Origin of the sequence: Flavobacterium sp. MEB061 (assembly GCF_000834715.1) — a bacterium.
In the GTDB taxonomy this organism is placed as follows: domain Bacteria; phylum Bacteroidota; class Bacteroidia; order Flavobacteriales; family Flavobacteriaceae; genus Flavobacterium; species Flavobacterium pectinovorum.
This window is the reverse complement of record NZ_JXQR01000004.1, coordinates 19,671-36,204: the sequence shown is the minus strand read 5'-3', so window position 1 is coordinate 36,204 and position 16,534 is coordinate 19,671. Positions and strand designations below refer to the sequence as shown.

General features: G+C 34.4%; 16 protein-coding genes. 12 read left to right on the top strand and 4 right to left on the bottom strand.

The annotated features are described in order from the left end of the window. The first annotated feature begins 80 nt into the window (after positions 1-80). The 5 genes from RT99_RS01375 to RT99_RS01355 all read left to right on the top strand — a co-directional run bounded on the left by RT99_RS01375 (position 81) and on the right by RT99_RS01355 (position 7,182). Positions 81-1,319 carry a glycoside hydrolase family 5 protein gene (locus RT99_RS01375; RefSeq protein WP_117614784.1) on the top strand — a complete coding sequence of 413 codons (1,239 nt, stop codon included), beginning with the start codon at positions 81-83 and terminating at the stop codon, positions 1,317-1,319. Between the two features lie 101 nt (positions 1,320-1,420). Further along, positions 1,421-3,370, top strand: a complete 1,950-nt coding sequence (locus RT99_RS01370) for a sialate O-acetylesterase (RefSeq protein ID WP_042562940.1) — start codon at positions 1,421-1,423, stop codon at positions 3,368-3,370. A gap of 405 nt (positions 3,371-3,775) precedes the next feature. Further along, positions 3,776-6,181 carry a glycoside hydrolase N-terminal domain-containing protein gene (locus RT99_RS01365; RefSeq protein ID WP_042562975.1) on the top strand — a complete coding sequence of 802 codons (2,406 nt, stop codon included), beginning with the start codon at positions 3,776-3,778 and terminating at the stop codon, positions 6,179-6,181. Between the two features lie 173 nt (positions 6,182-6,354). Further along, positions 6,355-6,813, top strand: a complete 459-nt coding sequence (locus RT99_RS01360; RefSeq protein WP_042562974.1) for a Panacea domain-containing protein — start codon at positions 6,355-6,357, stop codon at positions 6,811-6,813. Between the two features lie 6 nt (positions 6,814-6,819). Beyond that, complete coding sequence (locus RT99_RS01355) at positions 6,820-7,182, top strand: hypothetical protein (RefSeq protein ID WP_042562939.1); 363 nt, start codon at positions 6,820-6,822, stop codon at positions 7,180-7,182. Between the two features lie 20 nt (positions 7,183-7,202). Here the strand turns inward: RT99_RS01355 and RT99_RS01350 are convergent, their stop codons facing one another. After that, positions 7,203-7,766 (bottom strand): CvpA family protein, encoded by a 564-nt coding sequence (locus tag RT99_RS01350; protein WP_042562938.1) that lies wholly within the window; start codon positions 7,764-7,766, stop codon positions 7,203-7,205. A gap of 343 nt (positions 7,767-8,109) precedes the next feature. On the opposite strand from RT99_RS01350, the gene RT99_RS01345 reads away from it, so the two are divergent. The 4 genes from RT99_RS01345 to RT99_RS01330 all read left to right on the top strand — a co-directional run bounded on the left by RT99_RS01345 (position 8,110) and on the right by RT99_RS01330 (position 10,686). Then, positions 8,110-8,466 (top strand): hypothetical protein, encoded by a 357-nt coding sequence (locus tag RT99_RS01345; protein WP_042562937.1) that lies wholly within the window; start codon positions 8,110-8,112, stop codon positions 8,464-8,466. A 49-nt stretch (positions 8,467-8,515) separates the two neighbouring features. Beyond that, complete coding sequence (locus RT99_RS01340; protein ID WP_042562936.1) at positions 8,516-9,043, top strand: hypothetical protein; 528 nt, start codon at positions 8,516-8,518, stop codon at positions 9,041-9,043. Between the two features lie 100 nt (positions 9,044-9,143). Continuing rightward, on the top strand, positions 9,144-10,163 hold the full coding sequence (locus RT99_RS01335; RefSeq protein ID WP_042562935.1) for a phenylalanine--tRNA ligase subunit alpha: 1,020 nt from the start codon (positions 9,144-9,146) through the stop codon (positions 10,161-10,163). A 115-nt stretch (positions 10,164-10,278) separates the two neighbouring features. Beyond that, complete coding sequence (locus RT99_RS01330) at positions 10,279-10,686, top strand: hypothetical protein (protein ID WP_042562934.1); 408 nt, start codon at positions 10,279-10,281, stop codon at positions 10,684-10,686. 141 nt (positions 10,687-10,827) lie between these two features. Here the strand turns inward: RT99_RS01330 and RT99_RS01325 are convergent, their stop codons facing one another. From RT99_RS01325 to RT99_RS01315, 3 genes are all read right to left on the bottom strand, one after another. Further along, complete coding sequence (locus RT99_RS01325; protein WP_042562933.1) at positions 10,828-11,823, bottom strand: NAD(P)H-dependent glycerol-3-phosphate dehydrogenase; 996 nt, start codon at positions 11,821-11,823, stop codon at positions 10,828-10,830. A 412-nt stretch (positions 11,824-12,235) separates the two neighbouring features. Then, positions 12,236-13,393, bottom strand: a complete 1,158-nt coding sequence (locus tag RT99_RS01320; RefSeq protein WP_042562932.1) for an iron-containing alcohol dehydrogenase — start codon at positions 13,391-13,393, stop codon at positions 12,236-12,238. Positions 13,394-13,549: 156 nt separating this feature from the next. Then, on the bottom strand, positions 13,550-14,302 hold the full coding sequence (locus RT99_RS01315) for a type 1 glutamine amidotransferase domain-containing protein (RefSeq protein ID WP_042562931.1): 753 nt from the start codon (positions 14,300-14,302) through the stop codon (positions 13,550-13,552). 97 nt (positions 14,303-14,399) lie between these two features. Here RT99_RS01315 and RT99_RS01310 point away from each other — a divergent pair, with 97 nt between their 5' ends. The 3 genes from RT99_RS01310 to RT99_RS01300 all read left to right on the top strand — a co-directional run bounded on the left by RT99_RS01310 (position 14,400) and on the right by RT99_RS01300 (position 16,532). Continuing rightward, on the top strand, positions 14,400-15,305 hold the full coding sequence (locus tag RT99_RS01310) for a LysR family transcriptional regulator (protein ID WP_042562930.1): 906 nt from the start codon (positions 14,400-14,402) through the stop codon (positions 15,303-15,305). 54 nt (positions 15,306-15,359) lie between these two features. Then, positions 15,360-15,731 carry a PKD domain-containing protein gene (locus tag RT99_RS01305; protein ID WP_042562929.1) on the top strand — a complete coding sequence of 124 codons (372 nt, stop codon included), beginning with the start codon at positions 15,360-15,362 and terminating at the stop codon, positions 15,729-15,731. 108 nt (positions 15,732-15,839) lie between these two features. Further along, the gene (locus tag RT99_RS01300) at positions 15,840-16,532 is read left to right on the top strand and encodes an NUDIX domain-containing protein (RefSeq protein ID WP_042562928.1); all 693 of its coding nucleotides are present in this window, start codon (positions 15,840-15,842) and stop codon (positions 16,530-16,532) included. Positions 16,533-16,534 lie beyond the last annotated feature (2 nt).

The window sequence follows — 16,534 nt, the reverse complement described above, 5'->3', positions numbered from 1 at the left end:
TTATTAAAGAGCATTATTTTAATAAATAAAAAATGAAGTTGCCTGAATAAAACTTATAACTAACTATTAAACCAAATCAAATGAAAAACACTGTAAAAGGTTATCTGTTAAGCACCGCATTATGTTTTTCTTTTTTAAGTCTTTGGGCTTGCAGTTCAGATAAAGAAGAAACAAAACAAGAGCAAAAAATTGTAGCTGCGGGCTTATATCCAAGTTACAATACAAACCCAATCCCTGCAGATGCAAGCGGAATGTCAAGTACAGCCGTGCAATTAGCAGCCAAAATAAAATTAGGCTGGAACATCGGGAACACGCTTGAAGCAACCGGAGGAGAAACCGCGTGGGGAAATCCAAAAGTAACAAAAGCCTTAATCGACGCCGTTAAGGCAAACGGTTTTAACGCCATTCGAATTCCGTGTTCGTGGAACCAGTATTTAGAAAATTCGGCTACAGCCAAAATCAAAACAGACTGGCTAAACAGAGTAAAAGAAGTAGTGCAATATTGCGTAGATAACGATATGTATGTTGTTGTAAACATTCACTGGGACGGCGGTTGGCTGGAAAACAATATTACCGAAGCCAAAAAAGTAGAAAACAATGCCAAACAAAAAGCTTTTTGGGAACAAATTGCAACACATCTACGTGGTTTTGATGAGCATGTACTTTTTGCAAGTGCCAATGAACCAGCTGTTGAAGATGCTGCACAAATGGCAGTTTTAACTTCATATCACCAGACTTTTATTGATGCCGTTCGTTCTACCGGAGGAAAAAATGCCAATCGTGTTTTAGTAATTCAGGGACCAACAACAGATATTGAAAAAACAAATAAATTGATGTTGACATTGCCAACAGATAAAGTGGCAAACAAAATGATGGTAGAAGTACATTACTATTCGCCATGGAATTTTGCCGGTTTAACCAAAGACGAAACCTGGGGAAAAATGTTCTACTATTGGGGAGCAAATTACCATTCAACAACAGATACAGAGCGAAATGCAAGTTGGGGAGAAGAAGCAGATTTAGAAAAAAACTTCAAATTAATGAAAACCCAATTTGTAGATAAAGGAATTCCTGTTTTGTTAGGAGAATTTGGTGCCATTCGCAGAACGACTTTAACCGGCGATGCCTTAACTTTACATTTGGCTTCAAGAGCTTATTATTTAAAAACGGTGGTAAAAACAGCAAAAGCAAACGGATTATTACCTTTTTATTGGGATGAAGGAAGCATGGGAAACAATGGTTTCGGAATCTTTAAAAGAAGCGATAATACTGTTTTTGATACTCAGGCTTTAACAGCTTTGAAAGAAGGATTGCAGTAAAAATTAAAATTCACCATATAAGTGATATAAGAAATTATAAGTTTTATTGTACGAAAAACTTAAATTTACTTATATCACTTATATGGTTTAAAAATAAAATGATGAAAAAATATACAGCCTTTATCTTTTTGATATTCAGTATAATGGCAAACGCAAATGTGCGAATGCCATTATTGTTTTCTGACGGAATGGTGTTGCAGCGCAACAAAGAAATTCCGGTTTGGGGTTGGGCAGAAGCCAATGAAAAAGTGGAAGTTCGTTTTAACAAACAAACCAAAACCATTCAGGCCGATAAAGACGGAAAATGGATGATTAAACTGTCTGCTGAAAAAGCAGGCGGACCTTTTGAATTAATCATTACAGGAAAAAATAAAATTGTCATAAAAGATGTTTTGGTTGGCGAAGTTTGGATTTGCAGCGGACAATCGAACATGGAATTTCAGATGTACAAAGTCATGAACGCTGAAAAAGAAATGGCCGATTCTGATTATCCAATGATTCGCCATTTTGGAGTCGCACAAGATCTCAGCGGAAGTCCAAAAGAAGATCTTAAACAAGGAAAATGGCTGGTTGCCAACAAAGAAAATATTCGCGATTTTACAGCGGCAGGTTTCTTTTTTGCCAAAAAATTATACGCCGAATTAAAAATCCCAATCGGAATCATAAACACATCCTGGGGTGGAACCAATGTAGAAACCTGGACCAGCCATGAAGCATTCCAAAAAAGCGACGAGTTCAAAGCCATGATTGCCGAAGTTCCTCAGGTAGATATGGATGCCGTTTTTGAAGTTTATAAAAAATCAGTTTTAGAAAATTTAAGAAAGATTCAGGGTTTTGATGTTTCTATGGAAAATGAAAACCAGTTTGCAGCATTCAATTTTGAAGATAAAAACTGGCCAGAAATAAAAGCACCATCATTATGGGAAAACCAACAAATTGGCAATATTGATGGAATTGTCTGGATGAGAAAAACAATTACATTAACTGCCGAACAAGCAAAAAGTGAAGCCGTTTTACATCTTTCAAAAGTAGACGACGAAGATATTACCTATGTAAATGGGGTTGAAGTAGGAACCAATAAAATTTGGGAAACATTAAGAGTTTATAAAATTCCAGCCGGAGTTTTAAAAGAAGGAAAAAATGTAATCGCAGTCCGCATTGCAGATTATTCAGGTGGCGGCGGAATTTATGGCGATCCGTCTGATTTAAAAATTCAGTTTAAAGACAGCAATATTCCACTTGAAGGACTTTGGAAATTCAATGTCATTCAGGTAAAAATTGCTATTTCGCCAAACAGTTATCCATCGTTATTATACAATGCAATGGTAAATCCGTTAGTTCCGTATGCGTTTCAGGGCGTTTTATGGTATCAGGGCGAAGCCAATGTTTGGCGTGCAAAACAATACAAAAAAGCATTTCCGTTAATGATTCAGGATTGGAGAACAAAGTGGAAACAAGGCGATTTTCCTTTTTACTTTGTACAATTATCGACTTTCAACGAATTCAACGGAAACAGTAAAGTCGGAAGCCGTTGGGCAGAACTTCGCGAAGCACAATCCGAAACCTTAAAAGTTTCCAATACCGGAATGGCCGTAACCACAGATATTGGTAATGCAAAAGACATTCACCCAACAAACAAACAAGACGTTGGTTTGCGTTTGGCTGCAATTGCGCTGAATAATGTTTACGGTAAAAAGCAAATTTATAGCGGGCCAACCTATAAATCTCAGCAAATAAAAGGCAATCAAATTATCCTGACTTTCGATAATATCGGTTCAGGATTATCGACTCCGGATAATTCAGAAAACGTAAAAGGTTTCGAAATCGCGGGTGCCGACAAAGTTTTTCATTCCGCGAAAGCGATAATCAAAAATAACAAAATAATAGTTTCAAGCGAAAACGTAAAAAATCCAGTTGCAGTTCATTATGGTTGGGCAGACGACGATACGGAAATTAATCTTTTCAATAAAGAAAAATTTCCCGCATCGCCTTTCAGAACCGATAATTGGGAAATGATTACTGCAAACGAAATATATAAGGTTAGTAAATAATATTTTGGTGTGACATTTGGGCGTGACCGTATTTACAAAAGGCGCTATTTAACAAACCGCTTATGTGCGCCTTTCGCAAATACGGTCGGGCTATCCGCATTACTTCGGTAATTTGCTCCTATCCCTCACGCGCGAAACCGTTAAACGAGATATTTATAAGCTAAGAAATCGAGTAATTTGGAAAATTGGATAGATTTGGAATATCCGTATCGTTAAAGACGGATTAATCCCGAAGCTTCGGGACGTCCCTACAAAATAATCCGAGCCGAAGGCTCTCTCAAAAGTTCCGGAGGAACGACCTATATTGTAGCAACGGATTTTAATCCGTTGATAAGAATGAGCATGATAACAAAGTTCCGTAGGAACGGCATATATTTAAACGAAATTCAAAATCAAAAAGAATACATGAAATCAAATCTCGTAAAAATATTCTTCATTTTACTATTCGCTTCTTTCAGCATAAACATATCGGCGCAATCCAAACATGTTTTATGGTACAATCAACCCGCAGAATTCTTTGAAGTAAGCTTGGTTTTAGGAAACGGAAAAATGGGTGCAACCGTTTTTGGCGGTGCAAATGCTGATAAAATTTATTTGAACGACGCCACACTTTGGTCTGGTGAACCCGTAAATGCCAATATGAATCCGGAAGCGTATAAAAATATTCCGGCAATTCGTGAAGCTTTAAAAAACGAAAACTACAAGCTGGCCGAGGAATTAAATAAAAAAATTCAGGGTAAAAACTCCGAATCTTTTGCGCCTTTGGGAACATTAGAAATTAATAATTCCGAAAAAGGAAAAGCTGTCAATTATCATCGTGAGCTGGATATTTCGAATGCAATATCAAAAGTAAGCTACGAAATGGCTGGCGTAAAATATACCCGTGAATATTTTGTTTCAGCACCGGATCAAATTATGATCATCAAATTGACAAGCGATCACAAAGGCACTTTAAATTTTGATATTAATTTAAAGAGTTTATTAAAATCAAATGTTGAAGTGCGAAATAATATTCTGGTAATGACAGGTTCTGCACCTATTCACGAAAATGCAGGATATACAGTTTTGCCAAAATATCTGGATATACAAGAAAGAGGAACAAAATTTACCACTTTAGTCCAAATCAAAAAAACCGACGGAAAAATTACAAATTCAAGAGAATCTTTAAGTTTAAAAGATGCTACGGAAGCCATTATTTATGTTTCTGTTGCAACAAGTTTTAATGGTTTTGACAAAAATCCCGCAAGTGAAGGTTTAGACGATATAGCAATTGCAGTGCAAAATATGAATAAGGCATTTGCAAAACCATTCGATCAATTAAAAGAATCGCACACAACTGATTATCAAAAATTCTACAACCGTGTTGATTTAAATTTAGGAAAAACAACCGCTCCGGATTTACCAACAGATGAACGTTTATTGCGCTACGCCGACGGAAAAGAAGATAAAAATCTCGAAATTCTCTATTTCAATTACGGGCGTTATTTATTGATCAGCAGTTCCAGAACTTTGGGCGTTCCGGCGAATCTGCAAGGAATCTGGAATCCGCATTTAAACCCGCCGTGGAGCAGTAATTATACGATGAACATTAATCTGGAAGAAAATTACTGGCTTGCCGAAAACACCAATCTTTCAGAAATGCATTTGCCGCTTTTGTCTTTCATAAAAAACCTTTCGGTAACAGGGAAAGTTACGGCCAAAACTTTTTATGGTGTAAACAAAGGCTGGGCTGCAGCACATAATTCGGATATTTGGGCAATGACAAATCCGGTCGGGCAATTTGGAAAAGAAGATCCAATGTGGGCTTGCTGGCCAATAGCGGGAGCGTGGCTGAGTACACACATTTGGGAACATTACGTTTTTACACAAGATAAAAATTACCTGAAAACAGAAGGATATCCTTTGATGAAAGGCGCAGCAGAATTTCTTTTAGGGTGGATGATTACCGATAAAAACGGGAATTTAATTACGTCACCATCTACTTCACCCGAAAACCAATACATTGCACCAGATGGTTTTGTTGGCGCAACAATGTATGGCGGAACGGCAGATTTGGCCATGATTAAAGAATGTTTTGGGAAAACGATAAAAGCCTCGAAAGTTCTAAATATTGATGCTGATTTCAGACTAAAATTAGAAACGGCGCTTTCAAAATTATATCCGTATCAAATTGGCAAAAAAGGAAATTTGCAGGAATGGTATTTTGACTGGGAAGATAAAGATCCAAAACACCGTCATCAATCGCAGTTATTCGGACTTTTCCCCGGCGATCATATTTCCCCGGAAAAAACGCCGGATTTAGCTGAAGCTTCCCGAAAAACTTTAGAGATAAAAGGCGATGAAACCACTGGCTGGTCAAAAGGATGGAGAATCAATCTTTGGGCAAGGCTTTGGGATGGAAACCGTGCTTATAAAATGTTTAGAGAATTATTAAGATATGTTGATCCCGACGGAAAGAAAACCGAAAAACCAAGAAGAGGCGGAGGAACCTATCCGAATTTATTCGACGCACATCCTCCATTTCAAATTGATGGAAATTTTGGCGGAGCCGCAGCCGTTGCCGAAATGCTGGTTCAATCTGATGAAAACGAAATACGATTATTACCCGCTTTGCCGGATGCCTGGGAAACCGGATCTGTAAAAGGGATTTGTGCCCGTGGGGGTTTTGAAATTGCAATGGAATGGGAAAATAAAATTTTAAAGAAAGTTACTGTTTCTTCTAAAATTGGAGGAAAAACAAACTTAATCAGCGGGGATAAAAAACAAAATGTCACTTTGAAAAAAGGGGAAATTTTAGAAATAAACTGGTAGAAAGTTCTAAACATAATCTTTATCAAACCCGACAGGTTTTAAAAACCTGTCGGGTTTACTATATTCGGGTTTGCTTTTAAATATTAAGCAAAACAACTGATTTACATTACAATAAGTTCTTAAAATTTTGTCACAAAGTTATTTTCATTAACTTTGATTAAAATATTATGATTATGACTTACAATCCAACAACAGTCGCCAATTATTTCATAGATAAATATTCCAAAACAGGAGATCTTACGCCAATGAAAATAATTAAGCTAACTTATATTGCTTATGGATGGTATTTGGCCTTAACAGATAAAAAAGAAAGATTGCTGGACGAAAGTCCTATTGCCTGGGATTTCGGGCCTGTTTTTCCATCTTTGTATTACAGTATCAAGCAATACAAGAAAGAAAAAATAACAGAAAAAATTCCGAATGCCTTAAAAGACGAAAAAATAACTAGCGAAGACGAGAAATTTTTAGATAAAATATGGGAAGTCTACGGAAGATTTGACGGTATTTATTTAAGTGCATTAACCCACAACGACGGTACGCCGTGGAGAAAAGTTTACCGCAAAGATTCTAATGCTGTTATTTCTGATGATGATATTTTTGAACATTATAAAACTAAGTTAAAACCAATTTAAGCTTATATGTCCTCCCTAAATCTTAACCAAATTTCAATTGCAAATAGTTCTTCATTAACCCCTGAAGACCTTAGCAAAGCGCGCCTGCAAAATCAGATTCTTGAAGACAGATTAGGAAGCGCAAAAGTAGGGCGTTTTTTAGAAGACACCAGACTTAGAAGGCATTTAACCTATATTTTTGCCTTCATTATTTTTCTCTGGCTAGCGGCTGTAGTGTCTATTTTATATTTCAATGATAATTTACTGCATCTGAATCTTTCAGAAAATGTATTGATTACTTTATTGACAACTTCGTCTGTAAATGTAATTGGAATGATGTTGATTATTCTGAAAAATTTATTTCCGAAACATCTTAATGAAGACGAATAAAAGAATAGCTTCTTAATGAATTATTCTTGTTTTTCAGTTTCAGTTTCTTTTTCCTTTTCGGTTTCAGATGTTTTCTTAACATGGTTTTCTTTAAATTCCTCGTACCATTTTTCGATAGAAGGATAAACAAAACCCGCTACTTTTTTAATGGGATTATAAAAAATAGATTTGTCTAAAGTTTCTTGTTTGGCAAAGGTATTGTCGAAATTTATTTTCTCAAACAGTGCAATTACAATACTTACGATCAGGATTGTTTTCAGGATTCTGAAAAATCCGCCACCCAGTTTATTCAGCCAGCCTAATTGTGCAAAATCTGCAATTCCTGTTAAGGCTTTCGCCAATAAGTAAACACCAATTACAACCAGAATAAATGTTAGCAGAAAAGCTGTAACCTGAATCGTATTTGGATTCCAGGAAACATGTTTTGAGATTGTTTCTGTCATAAAAGAAGAAAATTTAATCGCTAAATAGATCCCGAGCAATAAAGAAATAAAAGAAGCAATTTCTACAAAAAGCCCATTTTTAATTCCTTTGTATAAACTGTAAGCTAAAAGCGCACCCAAAATCATATCTAAAACACTCATATTTTCTGTCGTTTTATTGAGGCGCAAATATAAAAGAATTATCTAGTTTTTAAGGTGCAGATGTTCAGAGATGCAAAGGCGCAGAGGTTTTTTTTATAGTCCACAGATTATACGGATTTAACAGATTGACACAGATTAAAAAAGGTGTGGCTGAAAATATACTTTAAGAATAAAAAAACCTGTGTAAACCAGTTAAATCCGTATAATCCGTGGGTAATTTCTCTATACAATAAGGCAAACCGTTAATTTTAGGTCTTTGGATTTGAAGTCCGTATCTTTGCAAACTAAATTTTATGGTTTTTGAATTTATAATTCACAATTCATAATTTATAATTCAATAAAAATGTCAAGAGATACACAATTAAAAGAGCGTTGGGAAAAGCTCGTCGATATACTTTCAAATCAATTTTCGCAAGGCGAAGATTTAGATTTAGATGCCATTATTTACCTAATCGGAGTTCAGGAATTTGGAAAGATTCATAGAGAATTCAAAAAAGATGAAAAATTAAACTTAATGCACATCGCTATTTGCCGATTATTAGAGCCTTACGGATTTTATGAATTCGAATATTTTGATGAAGACGGATGGCCGCATTATAAAGTAAAAGAAGAATTACCACCGCTAAAAGCAGGCGAACAATCGGTTTTAATGAAAGAAGCGATTGTGAATTATTTTTTAGAAAGAGAATTTATTGAATAGTTTTTAGTTTACAGTATTCAGTCTGTAACTAACACTTAAAAAGAAAGAAATGTGTAGATATGCAATGACCTCTTATAAGCCTCATTATGCTTGTTTTGATTGTCGAAAAACATTTAAAAGAAGACTTTTTAAAGACATAAAAACAGGCAAACAATCAGATCTGGAAGTAAAGTGTCCGGATTGTGGAGGGTTTATGGCTAATATGGGACTTGATTTTGAATCTCCAAAAAAAGATGATGTAAAAAAATGGGAACATATGAAAAGCTTATATTCTGTTGGAATCGCTTTTCATTCTTGTGGCTGCAATGGTCCGGGATATATTCCTAATTCAAAAGAAAAATTGATAGAATATTTTGAAGATTTAAAAGTAAATTATCTTAAAAATATTGATTTTTGGAGAACCAGAACAGAACCCACTACAAAAGCGGAACGTGATAAAGATAACCAAAGAAACTGGGGAAAGTTAAATACTATTTCATCAAATTTTAAAAAAGAGGTTGTTAAAAATCAGGAGGGAATAGATTTTTGGCTGGGCAGAGTCCGGGAAATCGAAAGCAAAATAAGTTTAATAAAATAGTTATAAATGAATATCGTAACCCGCGAAGGGAAACTTTAAATTTTAGACTTTAAACTTGAAACAAATTATGTAAATTTGTATTCTCAATTATTGAAGGAAAATGATAGACAAGATAAAACAGCATATAGAGGAAGCAAAAGCCTTTAATGATAAAAATAAAGAATCTTTAGAGCAGTTCCGAATTAAATATTTAGGTAGTAAAGGGTTATTAAAAGAACTTTTTACAGAGTTTAAAAATATTCCAAACGACCAGAAAAAAGATTTCGGACAAGTAATAAATACTTTAAAATCCGTAGCTGAAGAAAAAGTAAGAGTTATTCAGGAAGAGCTTGAAAGCAAGCAAGAAGTAAAAGGTGTTTTTGGAGATTTGTCAAGATCATCAGAGCCTGTTATTATTGGTTCACGTCATCCTATTTCTATCGTAAAAAATCAAATTATAGATATTTTTGCCAACATTGGCTTCAACGTTTCCGAAGGTCCGGAAATCGAAGACGACTGGCATAACTTTACGGCATTGAACTTACCGGAATATCATCCGGCGCGTGATATGCAGGATACATTTTTCATTCAGACAAATCCTGATGTGTTATTGCGTACGCATACATCATCTGTTCAGGTGCGTTATATGGAAAATCACAAACCGCCAATTCGTACTATTTCTCCGGGACGTGTATTTCGTAACGAAGCCATTTCGTCACGTTCGCACTGTATTTTCCATCAGGTTGAAGGTTTGTACATTGACAAAGACGTATCGTTTGCAGATTTGAAACAAACATTGCTTTATTTCACCAAAGAAATGTTCGGAAAATCAAAAATCCGTTTACGTCCGTCATACTTTCCATTTACGGAACCAAGTGCCGAAATTGATATCTATTGGGGACTAAAAACAGAAACTGATTACCGTATTACAAAAGGAACAGGCTGGTTAGAAATTGGTGGCTGTGGAATGGTTGACCCGAATGTTCTTAAAAATTGCGACATCAATCCGGATGAATTTAACGGTTTTGCTTTCGGAATGGGAGTAGAACGTATTGCAATGTTATTATACCAAATTGGTGATATTCGTATGTTTTACGAAAACGATGTTCGTTTCTTAGAGCAATTCAAAGCCAATATTTAATTTTAGATATTAGATTGTAGATTTCAGATTAATTCTGAAGATATAATTCTCATTAATACAATAAACCTTTGTTGAAGTTTAGACTTTGACAAAGGTTTTAAAGCTTTAAATAAAGATGAAAAAAGATATAACAATCCCCGAAGTAGAAAACGTATTTTTAGCCGCCGTTCAGGAATGGAGCGACGATTTTATGGAGAAAGTGTGGTACGCTTATCTTGTAAACGATAGCGACTTTAATCTCGACAGCGTTATGGTAGTTTCAAAAGCATTTGGAACTATTGATGGCGAAATGAAAAAAACATCTGTTTTACGCCACGCTTTTGTTGAAGTTCCGGCAGTTTCAGTAGTAAAAATTGAAATGATCGAAAAAAGCCTATTGGTTTTAAATAATGAATTCATGGTGACTTTCTTCATCGGAAATACTCTATACGACAAGAAATTCATTTTCAAATCTAACCTAATTAGCGAAAATAATACGGAAGAAGTGCCGATTTTGTTTGTTGAAGGAGTTATGGTGAAGTAAAGAAAATAGAGAATAGAATAAAGAAAATAGACTTTACAAAATAGTAAAAGAAAAAAGAGCCAAGACTAATTATTTAGATCTTGGCTCTTTTTTTATGTCATAAACAAAAGTCTATATTCTTTTCTCTATACTCTTTTTTCTTTAATCCAAAGACTCAGTCAGTTTCTTAAATACAGATTTAGCATCTTTTCCTTCGTATAAAATGCTGTAAACGGCGTCGATAATAGGCGTTTTGGCACCGTAACCCTGATTTAGTTTATAAGCACTTTTGGTGGCGTAATAACCTTCGGCAACCATACTCATTTCCATCATCGCACTTTTTACAGTGTAGCCTTTTCCAATCATGTTTCCGAACATTCTGTTTCTGGAGAATACGGAATATCCTGTAACCAATAAATCGCCCAAATAAGCCGAGTCATTGATGTTACGTTTCATTTTATGCACTTTTCTGATAAATTTCTTCATCTCACGAATTCCGTTACTCATCATTACTGATTGGAAATTATCACCATAACCTAAACCGTGCGCAATTCCGGCTGCAATGGCATAAATGTTCTTCAACATCGCTGCATATTCAGTTCCGATAATATCGTCTGAGATTTTGGCTTTAATATAATTTCCTGATAAAGATTTTGCTACAATGCTGGCTTTGTCCGGATCGCCACACGCAATGGTTAAGTACGAAAGTCTTTCCAACGCTACTTCTTCTGCGTGACAAGGACCGGTAATAACCCCAATATTGTAATAAGGAATGTCGTATTGAATATGAAAATGTTCTCCAACAATTAAACTCGTTTCAGGAACAATTCCTTTAATAGCTGAAAAGATTATTTTATCTGTTAAAGAAACAGTCAGATTTTTTAATTCAGCATCTAAAAAAGCAGACGGAATAGCAAAAATTACATAATCTGCATATTCAACTGCTTCGTTTATATTGTTGGTTAATTTAAGTTTAGTAGTGTCAAATTCGACTGAACTTAAATAGTTTGGATTGTGTTTGTATTTTTGAATGTGCTCTATTGCAGCATCATTACGCATATACCAAGCTATTTCTGAAAGATTTACGCATAACATCTTAGCAATTGCCGTTGCCCAACTCCCTCCTCCAATTACTGCAAACTTTAATTTTTCGCTCATTATTTTAATAATTTAAAGCAAAAGTACTTAATAATGTAGTAATAATACAAAATCTGATTTAAGAAATTTAAAAACAAGGTCTGTAAACAATGGTTTTCAGCTAGTTCTAAATAATTATCAAAAATATTTTATGCTTTGCACAATAATAATTCAATCCTTACGTTATAAGTGTTTATAAATTAGAATTTTAATGAGTTTAGCAAAAATTGAGTTAGTTAGTTTTGTTTTAGTATTTTAAAAAGGCGTTCCTAAATATTTTAAGAACGCCTTTTTTTCTAAATTCCAAATTTTTTAAATTCCAAATTCCAATTGCTTCAAACTAAATATTTAAGCTTCAAATAAAAAAATCCAAATTCCAATAACTATGTGTGCAATTGGAATTTGGAATTTAAAAATTTTGGAATTTTATTCCTTAGTAGCTAAGCTCAACAATCGATTTTACTTTATCTAAAGTTACCAATTGGTTTTCGCCAAGACCTTTCCAGCCTCTTTCATCAAAACGTTTTACAATAAAATCTGCTGTGTTGGTGTAATCATCTGTATATTGAGACAGTTTAGTATCCATTCCCATGGTGTGGAAAAATTCAACTGTTTTATTGATCGCTTCTTTGGCAACTTCGTCATCAGAACCTGTTAGGTTGAAGATTCTTCTTCCGTATTGTGCCAGTTTTCCTTTTTTAGTTTCGAACATTACCGTGTATAAACTTGGGCCAATAATAGCTAAAGTTCTGGCATGGTCTATATCATATAAAGCGGTTAATTCGTGGCCAATCATGTGAGTTGCCCAGTCAGACGGAACTCCTTTTTGAATCAATCCGTTCAAAGCCATCGTGCAGCTCCACATAAAGTTGGATGCCAATGCATAATCTGTTGGGTTTTCTACCACTTTTGGACCAACTTCAATTAACGTTTGTAAAATTCCTTCGGCAATTCTGTCTTGTAAAAAACCTTCGTGCGGATACGTTAAATATTGTTCCATTACATGTGTATAAGCATCTACAACACCGTTTTGCAATTGTCTTTTTGGCAACGATTCAATTACGGTTGGGTCACAAATAGAGAATTTAGGAAACAAAGCACTTCCGCCAGAAGCTAATTTTTCCTGAGTAGCTTTAATTGTTACGACATATCCGGAATTCATTTCGCTTCCCGTTGCAGGCAAAGTCAAAATAGTTCCAAAAGGCACTGCATTTTCTTTAATCAACAAACGTTTTTGTAAAATATCAAGTGGGTTTCCGTCAAAATTTACGGCTGCCGAAATAAATTTCACACCATCAATAACAGATCCGCCGCCAACAGCCAGAATAAAATCGATTTTTTCTGCTTTGATAACTTCAACGGCTTTCATCAACGTTTCAAAATGCGGATTTGGCTCAATTCCTCCAAATTCAACAATATCAAAACCTTTTAAATTCTTGATTACTTGTTCGTGAATTCCGTTTTTAAAAATACTTCCACCGCCGTACGCCAATAATATTTTAGCATCTTTTGGAACTAAAGTCGAAAGTTTTTCAATTTGTCCTTTTCCGAAAATTAGATTTGTCGGATTATATAATTCAAAGTTTAGCATTTTTTTTGAGTTTCTGAGATGCTAAGTTGCTAAGGTTCTAAGTTTTTTAATCTTAGCAACGTAGATCTTTTATTAATAATTTCTGATATACTAAGGTTCTAAGTTTTTTAAAGATTTCCAAAATCTTAGTAACTTAGAACCTTAGTCCCTAGCATCTTATTTTAATTTTTCCAATAATTTACCAGCGACCAATTTAGACGAAGCTGGGTTTTGTCCTGTAATTAAAAGACCATCTTCTACAGAATAAGGAGCCCAATTTGGACCTTTTGAGAATTTTGCTCCATTTTGAGTTAAAGCATCTTCTAATAAAAACGGAACAACTTTGGTTAAACCAACAGCTTCTTCCTCTTCATTGGTAAAACCGGTTACTTTTTTACCTTTCACTAAAAATTCACCATTTACTTTTACGTTTTTCAAAACGGCTGGAGCGTGACAAACAAAAGCTACTGGTTTTTTATGCGTGTAAAAAGATTCAATTAATGCAATTGAGCTTTTATCTTCAACTAAATCCCAAAGCGGACCGTGACCTCCAGGATAAAAAACAGCATCATAATCTTTTTGATTTATTGTCGAAAGTTTATGCGTATTTTTTAATTTTTCCTGTAATGTTTTATCAGCATCAAAACGTTTGGTGTCTTCTGTTGCTGATGATGGATCTGCACTTTTTGGGTCAATTGGTGGCTGACCTCCAAGTGGTGATGCGATGGTAATTTCTACACCTTTATCTAATAGTTCATAATAAGGAGCCGCAAATTCTTCTGACCAGAATCCGGTTTTTTCTCCCGTATTGCCCAGTTTATCATTACTGGTCACAACAAATAATACTTTTTTCATCTTTTTTGTTTTTTGAGCTGTTGCCGAAAAGCCAGCTGTTAATACGATTATTGCGATTAATGCGATTTTTTTCATGTCTTATTATCAATGTTTAAATTTTGATCAAATTTACGGTTTATGTGATATTAGTAAAAATAAAATAAACTATGTTTGTTATAAATAAAGTTATATCATGGTAAATTTGGAATGGTACAGAACTTTTAAGTCTGTATATAAAAATGGAAATTTTTCTGTCGCTTCAAAAGAGTTGTTTATGAGCCAACCCGCGGTTAGTCAGCAAATAGCTATGTTAGAAGCGCATGTAGGTTATAAATTATTTAACCGAAAATCTAAAGGCGTAGAACCAACAGAGTACGCTAAGTTACTGAATAATTTAATTATAGATGCGCTCGATAGATTAGAAACTGTTGAAAACGGATTCAGGGCAAAAGCAGAAGATTCTGTGCGGTTAATTTCTGTTGGTGTTTCAAAAGATTTATTCAACAGCTGTGGAAGTATTTTGATCTCCAAATTTGATTTTATTGATTTTACGTTTGCCGAAGATGATGCGCTTTTTGCACTTGTCGATGCCAAGAAACTCGATTTTGCCATTACCACAAAAAGATATGATACATTCGATACTATTTATGAAATCGTTGGTAAAATTAAACTGATTATGGTGGCGCCAATGAATTTAAATATCGAAGAATTCCGCCAGAAACTAAAAGCAGATAATTATACCGAAACTGAAAAATGGCTTAACAACCAAAAATGGTACAGTCATGATGCAAGAATTCCGCATATCAAGTTATTCTGGCTGCATGCTTTCAGTAAAAAAAGACCATCTATGGTTCCTAATTATATCATTCCATCAGAATCTGAAATGTTGGAAATGCTGTCTAAAAATTCGGGACTTGCGATAACCTGGAATTGTAATGCGAGAAAATATATTAAAGAAAACAAATTACAGTTGGTATGGAATAGTTTTCACGTTCCTGAGGAATTTGTATACTTATTGACCGCTAAAAACAATAATTTAAATTCTTTTTTTGAAGCTATTTCTAAAGAATTAAAGTTGTTTTTAGGAAATAGGTTGTAGTTTTTTTGCTCTTTAAAGAATATATTTGATAGAGAAACCATTAAATTTTGGAAAATGAAAAAGATTAAAATTATTTTAATGCTAATCGCAGTAGTTTTTGTAGCTAATTCATGCAGTAAAAAAGATGATGATGTGATTATAGATTGTTTTGGAGATTCAATTTTAACGTCATTAAAACATTCAGCAGATGGAACTAATTCTAAAATAATTAATTATTCAATAGAATATAGTGGGAGCAATACTGTAAGCTCTGTAAAGTGGACTTTTGGTGATGGAACTCCTGCTCAAACCTTAAACAGTGCTACCGGAGCAATATCGCATACTTATACTACCGCAGGAACATTTGAAGTTAGGGCAGATGTCACGCTTTCAAAAGAAGGAGGCAGTTGTACTGTAAGCCCAAAGAAAAATGTGACCGTAAATTAAAAAAGATATAATTATTCCATGAGAGTCAATTTTATAATTTTATACTAAACGATAAAATTATAAAATTGACTCTCATTCGTTATATTTGTTTAATTATGATTTAGGATTATGGAAAATTTTCAAAATATTAGAATCGCAGTTGATGCCATTGTTTTTGGATATAAAAACAACAGTTTATATGTGCTTTTAATAGAACAAAAATTTGGTACTGCCGAAAAATACTGGGCGCTTCCGGGCGGTTTGGTAAAAAATGAGGAATCGTTGAGCAACGCTGTAATCAGGGAGTTGCATGAGGAAACCAATGTGGAATTAAAGTTCATGGAACAGCTTTACACCTTTGGAGATGATATTTTCAGGGATTCCAGAAATCGTGTTATTTCTGTTGCTTATTATGCTTTGGTTGATGCTTCAAATCTTGAAATTAAAGCAGATACAGATGCCGATAAAGTACAATGGTACAAAATAGACGAAATTCCTTCTTTGGCATTCGACCATAATTTAATTATCAAAAAAGCGATTTCAAGATTAAAGGCCAAACTTACTTACGAGCCTGTTGGTTTTGATTTACTTCCCGAAGAATTCTTGTTTTCGGATCTTGAAAATTTGTATTGCACGATTTTAGAAAAAGAAATTGACCGACGAAACTTCAGAAAAAAAATATTGAGTTACGGATTTTTAGAAGAAACAGACAAATTTTCGCCCATAAAAAGCGGTCGCCCGGCAAAATTATTTAAGTTCAATAAATTGAAATATAATGATTTGATAGAAAGAGGCTTCCATTTTGAAATAAAATTTGCTTAAAC